The sequence below is a fragment of the Bacillus sp. JJ1122 genome (genome assembly GCF_036964885.1).
In the GTDB taxonomy this organism is placed as follows: Bacteria; Bacillota; Bacilli; order Bacillales; family Cytobacillaceae; genus Mesobacillus.
Window position 1 is genome coordinate 14,262 of sequence record NZ_JBALQL010000039.1, and the last position, 12,471, is coordinate 26,732.

8 protein-coding genes and 2 riboswitches are annotated in these 12,471 nt (G+C 43.4%); all 8 genes read left to right on the top strand.

Annotated elements, in window-relative coordinates:
- Positions 1 to 224: 224 nt before the first annotated feature.
- The 8 genes from V7201_RS20140 to ptsG all read left to right on the top strand — a co-directional run bounded on the left by V7201_RS20140 (position 225) and on the right by ptsG (position 12,171).
- Positions 225 to 596, top strand: coding sequence for a hypothetical protein (locus tag V7201_RS20140; RefSeq protein ID WP_335378558.1), 372 nt, complete (start codon positions 225 to 227; stop codon positions 594 to 596).
- A gap of 301 nt (positions 597 to 897) precedes the next feature.
- Positions 898 to 1,839, top strand: coding sequence for an AAA family ATPase (locus V7201_RS20145; protein WP_335378565.1), 942 nt, complete (start codon positions 898 to 900; stop codon positions 1,837 to 1,839).
- Between the two features lies 1 nt (position 1,840).
- The gene (locus tag V7201_RS20150; protein WP_335378559.1) at positions 1,841 to 3,058 is read left to right on the top strand and encodes a DUF58 domain-containing protein; all 1,218 of its coding nucleotides are present in this window, start codon (positions 1,841 to 1,843) and stop codon (positions 3,056 to 3,058) included.
- 2 nt (positions 3,059 to 3,060) lie between these two features.
- Complete coding sequence (locus V7201_RS20155; RefSeq protein ID WP_335378560.1) at positions 3,061 to 5,274, top strand: transglutaminase TgpA family protein; 2,214 nt, start codon at positions 3,061 to 3,063, stop codon at positions 5,272 to 5,274.
- Positions 5,275 to 5,305: 31 nt separating this feature from the next.
- A riboswitch (purine riboswitch) is annotated at positions 5,306 to 5,407 on the top strand.
- A 326-nt stretch (positions 5,408 to 5,733) separates the two neighbouring features.
- Positions 5,734 to 7,281 (top strand): glutamine-hydrolyzing GMP synthase, encoded by a 1,548-nt coding sequence (gene guaA, locus V7201_RS20160; RefSeq protein ID WP_335378561.1) that lies wholly within the window; start codon positions 5,734 to 5,736, stop codon positions 7,279 to 7,281.
- Between the two features lie 87 nt (positions 7,282 to 7,368).
- Positions 7,369 to 7,470, top strand: a riboswitch (purine riboswitch).
- 125 nt (positions 7,471 to 7,595) lie between these two features.
- On the top strand, positions 7,596 to 8,927 hold the full coding sequence (locus tag V7201_RS20165; protein WP_335378562.1) for an NCS2 family permease: 1,332 nt from the start codon (positions 7,596 to 7,598) through the stop codon (positions 8,925 to 8,927).
- 145 nt (positions 8,928 to 9,072) lie between these two features.
- On the top strand, positions 9,073 to 9,915 hold the full coding sequence (glcT, locus tag V7201_RS20170) for a glucose PTS transporter transcription antiterminator GlcT (protein WP_335378563.1): 843 nt from the start codon (positions 9,073 to 9,075) through the stop codon (positions 9,913 to 9,915).
- 186 nt (positions 9,916 to 10,101) lie between these two features.
- The gene (gene ptsG / locus V7201_RS20175) at positions 10,102 to 12,171 is read left to right on the top strand and encodes a glucose-specific PTS transporter subunit IIBC (RefSeq protein WP_335378564.1); all 2,070 of its coding nucleotides are present in this window, start codon (positions 10,102 to 10,104) and stop codon (positions 12,169 to 12,171) included.
- Positions 12,172 to 12,471: the final 300 nt, after the last annotated feature.

Here is a 12,471-nt window from a genome sequence, read left to right on the forward strand (position 1 = left end):
GGGGTACGAGAACAACTCAGCTCGTAAAAACCTCGAAGAGTTGTCGTCGGAAAGAACATACAACCAATTGAATTGCTCCAAGCGGTGTCTTTTGGAGTAGATTGCTAATAGCAAACCGTATACATCATAAGTCTTATTTACTAATTTTTACAAACCAAGTTGAGAGGTTGTAATCCTGACCGATATAAAAGCAAAGCAGAGTATATACATCAGGAGGAGAAGCAATGCATGTTTTGGATCTGATTGCGAAAATCAACACCAGTGTCGAAGAGCTCGACTTTGCTGCTGCTAGGTTGTATATGGAAGAAAATATTGAAATCCTGACTGAAAATAGAAATCATTTAAAGACGAATGCCAGGGATTTGCTTGAGTTTTTAACGAAAAGAATCGAAGCTGGCCATAAGCCGCTGACGAGACAGGATATATCGGTCATCAATGCGGTGAATAGCTATGCGTCAAAATTTGACCTGAGAGGCCTGAAGGTAATCATCCGTGATCATTCTCTGTTGTTTTTACGTAATGATATCGCAGCGTATTTGAATATGGATGCGAGAATTATTCTGGAAGGAATGGGCGCGATCCCTAAAGCAGGGTAAGTGGAGGGACACTTTTTACAGGGACAGATGATTGAACTATAAGATTGCATTTTCGGATTGCGGTTTCCATATTGGAAATCGTTTTTTTTATTTCCCGGAACCGTCATCTAATCTTAGTGAGAGGGAGAATATACCCTTACCACAGAAGCAATGTCTTCCCATGGCAAAAAAATTTTCATACAGAATATTACAGGGTTTTTACAGAAAATAGCGAATATAAACATATTAGCGTAATAATTCCTATGCAGATAGATAAAGAGAAGTTTGATAGATGGGGGAGGAAAATCCAGTGAGGGATCAAATGAATCCGACTGTTGAGAGAATTTTAGAAAACATAGACAAGGTCATGACTGGTAAAAGAAATGTTGCTGAATTGAGCTTGATCGCATTACTAGCCGGCGGACATGTGCTGCTTGAGGATGTGCCAGGAGTCGGGAAAACAATGATGGTGCGTGCACTTGCGAAATCTGTAAGCGCCCAGTTCCGAAGAATCCAGTTCACACCAGACTTACTGCCTTCAGATGTGACCGGTGTATCGATTTACAATCCAAAGGAAATGGAATTTCAGTTCAGGCCAGGCCCCATTATGGGCAATATTATTCTGGCGGATGAAATTAATAGAACATCACCTAAGACACAGTCGGCTCTTTTGGAAGGAATGGAAGAGCAGAGTGTGACGGTTGATGGCGTAACACATAGGCTTGAGAAGCCATTCTTTGTTATGGCGACGCAAAATCCGATTGATTATGAAGGGACTTACCCGCTGCCTGAAGCGCAGCTAGACCGTTTCCTATTAAAAATGAAGATGGGCTATCCTGCATTGGATGAAGAAATGGAGGTTCTGAATCGGGCGCAGCGCAACCTTCCGATTGAAGACCTGCAGCCTGTGGTGACACTTGAGGACCTTCGTGATTTGCAGAATGATATTAAAGAAGTATTTGTCGAAGACTCGATCAAGCGTTACATTGTTGAACTTGCGAGCCGGACCCGCGGCCATGCGAGTGTCTATCTTGGTGCAAGCCCTCGTGGATCGATCGCGCTTATGAAGGCAGCCCAGGCGTATGCGTTTATTTATGGCAGGGACTATGTCATTCCAGATGATGTCCAATATCTGGCGCCGTATGTTTTTGCTCATAGGATCATCCTGAAGTCCGAAGCCAGATTCGAAGGGATTACGGCTGAGGATGTCGTGAACAGAGTGTTAGCGAGAGTGCCTGTGCCGGTGCAAAGGCTTGTGAAGTAATATGAAGAATTTTTTCCAAAAGTTCAAAGAAATTTGGAAGCTCATCGTATTACTGTTTTTGATCATTATTACGTTCTCCTACGCGATGTTCCAGGGCGGCTTTGTCAGCTGGTTCCTTTTCTACAGCTTTCTGCCGTTCGGCCTTTATGCTCTAGGACTTGCTTTATACTCATTGAAAGAAATCAGGGCGGAAAGAGTCTATACAAAACAAGATTACAATGCTGGCGAAAAGTTTAAGGCAAGCATTGTCCTTGAAAGGAATTTTCCATTCCCGCTGTTTTATGCGATTGCTGAAGAACAGGCAGGGGAGTCGCTTGCCGGCAGCCAAGATTTGCGAAAAGCGAAAACGATGCTCTTTCCGGGGTTCAACCGTGTTTTCAGTTTTGACTATTCAATTGAAAACCTTCCGCGCGGGGAGCATATTTTAACAGCCATCAAGCTGAAAACAGGGGATCCGCTTGGCTTGATTGAAAAAGAAAAGAGCCTGCCAGTGGAAAGCAGGATTCTTGTCTATCCGGCCTATCAGGAAATGGTTTACCGTCCGGTTGCCCACCATTTTGACCAGGGAATGACAGCATCGAAGGAACGGGTGCAGCGTGATACATCGATGGCAATCGGTGTCAGGGAGTATCAGCCTGGAGACCGTTTTTCCTGGATCAACTGGAAGGCTACCGCAAGACGGAACGATATTATGACAAAGGAATTCGAACAGAGGCAGTCTCATGATGTTTCGATCCTGATGGATAGTGCTCCTGAGCAGCGCTTTGAAGTCGTGGTTTCTTTTACAGCCTCTGTGATCAGGGCGATTTTACGAAAAGGTGCACAGGTCGGCCTGCTGACTTCAAGTGCAGAGCGAACCGTGTTTCCGATTCGCGGCGGGGAGATCCAGCAACAGCAGCTTCTGTACCATCTGGCGAAAATCACGGATGAAAGTCCGGTTCCATTTGACCGGGTGCTGGAGGCTGAGACATTTCTGGCGCAGCAAAATAATTCAATCATGCTGATTACTGCCCAGCTGACCAAGGAACTGATTGAAAAAGCAGCTTTTTACAATCAAAGAAATGGCTCGGTCAGCATTTATCTGATTAAGAATGCCCAGGAATCCCCAACTAAAACAGAAATCAATCTAAGGTCAACTGCATATGCACGGGGAATAAGGCTGGTCATGGTCCACGACGGTCAATTTTCAGAAGCCTTCTCGGAGGTGAACAGAGGATGACGATGGATAAACCAAAAAAAGATATTACCGTCTTTTTATTGTACCTTTTCAGCTTCCTGCTGCTGTGGGAGTGGCTGCGGCCATTAAAGGAACTGACAGACACCGGCCATTTAAGTGTCTTTCTCGCATTCATCTTTATCTCATTGATGATGTCCTATTTCGCGATGCCGGTTATTCCGTCTGCTTTAATAAAAATGATTTTTATCCTGTACTCCGTCCATTTCATGTATTACGAAGGAACATTTTTCAGTGCAGGCTGGTTCGGCGAGCTGATTAAGGAAGTCCAGGCGAATGCAGGATTCGTGTTGGGTACAGAGTGGGATGCGTTAACAAATGTTTTTAGGACGATCTTGTTCTTTATCCTGCTTTGGCTGATGTCGTATTTAATTCAATACTGGCTGATCAACCGGAAGCAAATCTTTGTCTTCTTTTTCATGACAATGATCTATATTACGGTACTTGATACGTTCACACCTTATGAAGCGGATGCGGCAATTGTCAGGACGGTCATCTCGGGTTTTGCCGTGATGGGAATGCTGGCCTATTACCGTATCGTGGACAAGGAATTAGTAAAGAAAAATCTCGACAGTGTGAAAAAATGGATGGTGCCGCTTGTCGTCATGATTGCTTTGAGTGTGGGTATAGGCTTTACTGCGCCAAAGGCAGATCCAATCTGGCCAGACCCCGTACCGTTCATCACCTCTTATAACGAAGACAGTGGCAGCAGCACCGTAAAGAAAGTGGGGTATGGAACGGATGATTCCGCCCTTGGGGGACCATTTATCGGTGACGACCGGGTTGTTTTTGAAGCGGAATCGGATGGCCGGCATTACTGGAGAATCGAGACAAAAGATATTTATACGGGGAAAGGCTGGGTAGTGGAGCCAGGGACAGAAATGCCAATCAGTTTTTATCCGCAGCAAGACGTACCACTGCAGCCGTTTGAAGCTGGGGTGAAAACAGAGCAGCGTACAAGCAAGGTCATTCCTAAGATAGGCTACCCGCATATTGTATACCCGCTTGGGGCTAAACAAGTGGATGCTCCAGTTGGGAATAGGGTAATTGAGTTCAGCCTTGACCCTGTAACGGAAAAAATCCTTTCCGTCACGGATGGTACAGCAGGTTCAATTGGGCCATATTCCGTTACGTTCGACAACCCCATTTATATGATGGAAAAACTTAAAGCTGCAGGTTCTAACGGATTTCCTTCAGCTGACTATGAGAGCTCGGCATTCATGTCAAAGTATACTCAGGTCCCGGATGGTTTGCCAGCAAGGGTGAAAGAACTTGCAATGGATATTACCAAGAATGAAGAAGCATGGCTTGATAAAGCAAAAGCGGTTGAAAAATACTTCCGTTCCAATGAATTCGTCTATGACCAGAGCAGAGTGGCGGTCCCTGAAGAGAATCAGGATTATGTTGACCAGTTCCTGTTTGAAACGCAGCGTGGTTATTGCGATAATTTTTCCACTTCGATGGTTGTCATGATGCGTACACTTGGAATCCCTTCCCGTTGGGTAAAAGGTTATACAGAAGGGGAATACAAAGATACGCTGGAGGATGGACGCAGGGTTTATGAGGTAACAAATAACAATGCCCACTCCTGGGTAGAAGTCTACTTCCCTGGTGTTGGCTGGCTCCCATTTGAACCGACACAAGGTTTTTCAAATAGTGTCCAGTTTGAATATGAAAAGAAAGACACACAATCTCAAACTGATCAAGATACTGAAGAAGATAAGACACCTGAGGCTCCCAAGAAGCCTGAAACTCCGGAAGAGCTGGCAAAGTCCAACCAGCCAAAGAACTCTTTTTCAGATGGATTGAAAAAAGCGGGAACCATCCTGAAGACAAACATGAAGAAAATCTTGTTAACTCTGCTGGTGTTTGCTCTCCTTTCAGCTATTCTTTATAAGCTTCGTGCAAAATGGATGCCAAGTTTTTACATCCTTCTCTATAAGTACAAAAAGGATGATAAATACTTGGAAAAGGCTTATTTGGCTTTGTTGAAGCAGCTCGATCGCTATGGATTGAAAAGGGAGAAGGGCGAGACGTTGAGAGAATATGCGATTTATGTGGATCAATTTTTCTCATCGAAAGAGATGAGAAGGCTGACAACCATATATGAAGAATATCTCTATAGAGGCAGCGCGGATGATGGCGTGTGGGAGGAAGCGAAAACACACTGGGAATTCTTGATAAAAAAAGCTAGTGCTTGACCGTTAAATTATTATACTGGTACAATGTTTGAAAATATATAGAATAATCCTTCATATATCCTCGATAATAAGGTTCGAAAGTATCTACCAAATCACCGTAAATGATTTGACTATGAAGGCAGATTCTTTTCGTTCGTCCAGGGCTGGAATTCTGCTTTCATTTTTTTGAAAGGGAGAATTCTGGCTTTTTTAATGCGGCGGAAATTGGATAGGCTATAAATATTACATAAAACCAGTATTCTGCCGTCACGTTCAATAGGAAAAAGCGGCGTCAACGAGCGAGGAAATATTAAAATTCGGTTCTGTTAAAGCGGAATGATGGTTTCTAAACCCTGATGATTGTAGTGGAAGGCGCGTAAACTCCTGCGGGCTCAACGCCAGCCCCGCGGAAAGTGAAGCGCCTGGGACGAAAATCAACAGCCGTGTTTAACAGAGCCTAAAATTTAACGAGGTGACTTTATGAAAAACGAGCTGCAAGACCAGGAAATGATTGTTGTATTAGATTTTGGCAGCCAGTATAACCAATTGATCACAAGAAGGATCAGGGAATTTGGCGTTTACAGTGAACTTCACCCACACACAATCACTGCAGAAGAGATCAAGAAAATGAATCCGAAGGGGATTATTTTCTCAGGCGGCCCGAACAGCGTTTATGATGAAGGGGCATTCCGCTGCGACGAGGAAATTTTTGAACTGGGCTTGCCAATCCTTGGGATTTGCTACGGAATGCAACTGATGACAATGCATTTCGGCGGTAAAGTTGAAAAGGCCAAGAACAGGGAGTACGGTAAAGCGCTGCTGACTTTGCATAACCAGAATGCTTTATTCAAAGGCACACCTGAAGAGCAAATTGTCTGGATGAGCCATGGTGACCTTGTTACGATGTCACCGCCTGGTTTCAGTGTAGACGGAATCAATCCATCCTGCCCGATTGCGGCAATGAGCGACGAAAGCCGCAAGCTTTATGCGGTACAATTCCATCCTGAGGTGCGTCACTCTGTGTATGGTAATGATCTGTTGAAAAACTTTGTTTTCAAAGTATGTGAATGCACGGGCGACTGGTCAATGGAAAACTTCATTGAAATTGAGATGGAGAAAATCCGCCAGCTGGTTGGTGACAAAAAAGTTCTTTGCGCATTGAGCGGCGGAGTGGATTCTTCTGTTGTAGCAGTCCTTATCCATAAAGCAATCGGAGATCAGCTGACATGTATCTTCGTTGACCATGGTTTATTGCGAAAAGGCGAAGCGGAAGGTGTTATGCAGACTTTTGCTGAAGGCTTCAATATGAATGTCATTAAAGTCGATGCGAAAGAACGCTTCTTAAGCAAGCTTGAGGGAGTTTCTGACCCCGAGCAAAAGCGGAAAATTATCGGCAATGAGTTTATTTATGTATTTGACGATGAGGCTACAAAACTTCAGGGAATCGAGTTTTTGGCACAAGGAACGTTATATACCGATATTATCGAAAGCGGAACTGCGACTGCACAGACCATCAAGTCTCACCACAATGTCGGCGGGCTGCCTGAAGATATGCAGTTCAAACTGATCGAACCTTTGAACACATTATTCAAGGATGAGGTAAGAGCGTTAGGCACTGAGCTTGGAATCCCTGATGAAGTCGTCTGGCGCCAGCCATTCCCGGGTCCTGGACTTGGAATCCGTGTCCTTGGTGCGATTTCTGAAGAAAAGCTTGAGATTGTTCGGGAATCCGATCAGATTCTCCGTGATGAAATCAAGAAAGCGGGCCTTGACCGGGACATCTGGCAATACTTCACTGTGCTGCCTGACATCCGCAGTGTCGGCGTTATGGGCGATGCGAGGACGTACGATTACACGATCGGCATCCGTGCGGTTACTTCTATTGATGGCATGACATCTGACTGGGCAAGAATCCCGTGGGATGTTCTCGAAATCATTTCTACGAGAATCGTCAACGAAGTAAACCATATCAATCGCGTCGTTTATGATATTACAAGCAAGCCGCCTGCAACGATTGAGTGGGAATAAAATACGAACGATTTTAAAAACGGACATGAAAATGTTCGTTTTTTATATTGACTTGGGCAAAAAGTCCTGTTAGAATAAAGCAGAACTTAATAATTTGTCAAAATTCGTCGTATAATATTGGGGATATGGCCCAAAAGTTTCTACCGAGCTACCGTAAATGGCTTGACTACGAGGTGAATTAAAACAGGGGTGCAATTGCTCTTATCTTTTTTCCTGCCCTGTTTTTATCTAATTGCCTGCAGTCAACGCCTCGGTATCCGTGGCGTTTTCTTTTTGGCTATATTTCCCGATTAAATCGTTCAGGGGGAAAAGAGATGAAGAAGTATTTCGAATTTGAAAAGCTAGGCACGAATTATCGCCGTGAGTTCATGGGCGGTATGACAACATTCCTTGCAATGGCTTATATTTTGATTGTCAATCCAATCACGTTGACTCTGGCGGATGTAAAAGACCTTCCGGATGCATTGAGAATGGATTACGGTGCAGTATTCGTGGCAACCGCACTTGCTGCTGCGCTTGGATCGATTATTATGGGCCTGATCGGTAAATACCCGATCGCACTTGCACCTGGTATGGGCTTAAATGCATTCTTTGCTTACACAGTTGTTCTTGGAAGCGGAGCTCCATGGCAGCACGCACTTGCAGCCGTGTTCATTTCCGGAGTATTCTTCCTGTTACTGACGATTTCAGGTCTTCGAGAAAAAATCATCAACGCCATCCCGGTTGAACTGAAACACGCGGTTGGTGCTGGTATTGGATTATTCATTACTTTTATCGGATTGAAAAATGCTGGAATCATCGTTGACAATCCAGCGACATTAGTAGGTTTAGGGGATTTAACAAACGGAAATACATTGCTTGCAATCTTCGGCTTGCTGATCACAGTCATTATGATGACTAGAGGGATCAATGGAGCAGTATTTTTCGGAATGATCGTAACGGTCATTGTTGGTATGATTTTCAACTTGATTGATAAGCCGGAACAAGTGGTTGGTGCTGTACCAAGCATCGCACCTACATTCGGAGCTGTATTTACAGCCTTTGGTGATCCATCGTTCTATACGGCGACAATGGTCGGCATCATTTTGACCTTCCTGTTTGTAGACTTCTTTGACAACGCAGGGACACTGGTTGCTGTAGCGAACCAGGCAGGATTGATGAAAGACAACAAACTGCCGCGCGCTGGCCGTGCACTTTTCGCGGATTCTATCGCATCGATTGTCGGATCTATTCTTGGAACATCAACAACGACTTCTTATATTGAATCATCAGCAGGGGTTGCTTCTGGAGCACGAAGCGGTTTTGCTTCCCTTGTAACAGCAGGATTCTTCCTGCTGGCATTGTTCTTCTTTCCGGTTTTATCAGTGGTGACAGCACCAGTAACTGCACCTGCATTGATCATTGTTGGTGTACTCATGGTCTCATCACTTGGTAAAATCGAATGGTCCCGCTTTGAAATTGCGGTTCCATCATTCTTGACAATGATTACAATGCCGCTTTCATACAGTATTGCAACGGGTATCGCAGCAGGATTCATCTTTTATCCGATCACGATGATGGTAAAAGGGCGCAGAAAAGACATTCACCCAATCATGTATATTTTCTTCATCATCTTTGTTCTATACTTTGTGTTTTTAACTGAATAACATTGTGGGTTCAGCAGATTACTGCTGGGCTCTTTTTTTGTACAATTACCATTAATTAAATTTCGAATTCAAAGCTCTGTGGATTGACTTCTATTTTTACCTTTTATACGATATTCGGTAAGACTAGCTGAAACGGGGATGCAACATGAATAAAATTGAAGTGAAAAAAGGGTTAAACAATAATGTCATGATTGCTGACCACCCAACATTCGGCGAAGTTATCCTGATTGGGAAAGGAATCGGCTTCAACCGGAAAAAGGGAGATCTAATAGAAGAAGGTCAAGCGGAAAAGATGTTTGTCCTAAAGGATGAAAAAGAACAGGCCAATTACATTAAGCTCCTGCCATTTGTAGAAAATGACTTGCATGAAGCGATCATTTCTTCTATTGAATTAATAAAAAAGCGTACTTCAAGTACACTGAACGAGCACATCCATGTTGCTCTTACAGACCATTTGATGTTTGCTGCCAGCCGAATGGCAACAGGCCTTGAATTTAAAAATCCATTTTTAGTGGAAACGAAGACGCTGTATCCGACTGAATTTGAAATAGCCAAAGAAGTGGTGCAGCTGCTCAAAGATAAATCGGGTATTGAACTACCGGTTGGAGAAACAGGCTTTATTGCCTTGCATATCCATAGTGCAGTCATGAATCGCAATCTTTCTGATGTAAACATACACTCACAGCTTGTGACAAAATTGGTACAAATGATTGAAGACAATTTAGATATAGAGATCGATAAAGAAGGAATCGATTACACTAGGCTCGTGCGTCATCTGAGATTTGCCATTGAAAGGGTCAATAGTGGCGAAAAGGTCGATGAACCGGAAAAATTTGCTGCCCTCTTGAAAGAAGAATACCCGGTGTGCTACAATCTTTCATGGAAACTCATTAAAGTGATGCAACAGACCTTAAAAAAACAAGTATACGATGCTGAAGCCGTGTATCTGACGATGCATTTGCAAAGGCTTCAGAAAAAAGTTAAATAAATAGGTTCTTATTTTTTACGTGTTACTGATTCGATCAGGCATGAGTAAAGAATGTAATTGAAAACGAGTTTTATGGGTAATATATCCGTATGCTCTTTTCAGGTTACGTCTTTCTCATGCCTTTTTTATTTGTTTTTTTAATGTTTGTAACCGCTTTAGGAGTAAAAAATTACAGGAGGTCTTCCTATGTTTAAGAAAGCTTTTGGTGTTCTGCAAAAAGTAGGGAAAGCGCTTATGCTTCCAGTTGCACTATTGCCAGCTGCAGGTATCCTGCTTGCTCTTGGTGCGGCTCTAAGAAACCCTGCATTGTTGGAGCTTGCTCCATTTTTAGATAACAGCGGCGTCGATATGGTTGCGGCTGTCATGCAAAAAGCCGGAGATATCGTCTTCGGAAACTTGCCGCTCTTGTTTGCAGTTGGTGTAGCTGTTGGTTTGGCAGGCGGTGAGGGAGTTGCCGGTCTGGCAGCGATTATCGGTTACCTGATCATGAACGTAACAATGGGTACAGTTTTAGGTATCACCCCAGAAAAAGTTAACGGATTAAACTACGCAAGTATTCTTGGTGTCCCGACCCTTCAGACTGGAGTGTTCGGCGGTATCATCGTGGGTATCGTTGCTGCAGGACTTTACAATAAGTTCTATGAAATCGAATTGCCATCTTATCTTGGTTTCTTTGCTGGTAAGCGATTTGTTCCAATTATCACTGCAGGAACAGCAATCCTGCTTGGGTTGGTGATGATGGTTATCTGGCCTCCGATCCAAAATGGCCTTAACGCATTCTCGCAAAACATGGTTCACGCAAACCTGACTCTATCAGCATTCATTTTCGGTGTTGTAGAGCGTTCATTGATTCCATTCGGATTGCACCATATTTTCTATTCACCATTCTGGTATGAGTTTGGTCAGTATACGACTCAGGCTGGAGAAGTTGTACGCGGTGACCAGCGTATCTTCATGGCTGAAATCGCAGATAACGTGCAAAACCTTTCTGCTGGTACATTCATGACTGGTAAATTCCCGTTCATGATGTTCGGTCTTCCAGCTGCTGCATTGGCTATTTATCACGAAGCACGTCCTGAAAGAAAAGTTGTTGTCGGCGGTTTGATGGTATCTGCTGCTTTGACTTCTTTCCTAACAGGTATTACAGAACCGCTAGAATTCTCATTCTTATTCGTTGCGCCAGTACTATTTGGTGTACATGCTATTTTTGCCGGTCTATCTTTCATGGTGATGCATCTATTAGATGTAAAAATCGGTATGACATTCTCAGGTGGTCTGATTGACTACATTCTGTTTGGTTTGATCAATCCGCAGACTCATGCTTGGTTAGTCATTCCAGTTGGTTTAGTATTTGCAGTGATTTACTATTTCGGATTCCGTTTTGCGATCCGCAAGTTCAACCTGATGACTCCTGGGCGTGAAGCGGTTGAAGAAGAAGAGGAAGAAGGTGGAGCAAAGGGTAATGCCGGAGATCTTCCATACGAAGTACTAAAAGCAATGGGCGGACAGGAAAATATCGCTCACCTTGATGCTTGTATCACTCGCCTTCGTGTATCTGTAAATGACATCAAGGATGTAGACAAAGACCGTTTGAAAAAGCTTGGAGCTGCTGGTGTCCTTGAAGTGGGCAACAATATCCAGGCAATCTTTGGACCTCGTTCTGAAACAATCAAGGGTCAAATGAAAGATATCATGAGTGGCAAAAAGCCTCGCCCAGTTGAAACAGTTCAAGCTAAAGAGGTTGAACAGCAAATTGAAGAAGTAAATCCAGAAGCATTGCAAACGCATCATGATGGAGATGCAGAAGTAATCGTTTCTCCTATTAAAGGTGAAATCAAGCCAATCACTGAAGTGCCAGATGCTGTATTCTCAGGAAAAATGATGGGTGACGGTTTTGCGATCGTTCCATCTGAAGGCACAATCGTTTCACCGGTTGACGGTAAAATCGTTAACCTATTCCCTACAAAGCACGCGATTGGCATTCTTTCTGATGCAGGACGAGAAATCATTATCCACGTAGGTATTGATACAGTGAATTTGAAGGGGCAAGGCTTCGAAACGCTTGTTTCAGAAAATGATACAGTGAAAAAAGGACAGCCGTTATTGAAAGTCGATCTTGATTACATCAAGGAACACGCGACTTCAATCATGACTCCGATTGTCTTCACGAACCTAGCTGCAGGTGAAAGCATCGTTATTAATAAGCAAGGCGATGTAGACTTGAAGGAAGAAAACATCATCAAGATCTCTAAATAAGAAGCAGTCCTGACAGCCTCCCAGTATTGGGAGGCTGTTTTTATATGTAGAGATTTGTTGTAGGGTATTAAGAAAATAAATGTGTGTTTAAAAAAACATTAAATTTACCATTTTTTACAATGTTTAAACATGTTGACTCTGGGGATTGGCGGTGATAGTATATAGAAACAGTCGCGAACAGGTTAACAACATTTTAAATCTTGTAAAAAGAAATTAAAAAAAGCTGTTGACATTCGATGCTGTAACGTGTTAAATTATTAAAGTCGCTTCTGAGCGGCGCAAACAAATTGCTCTTTGAAA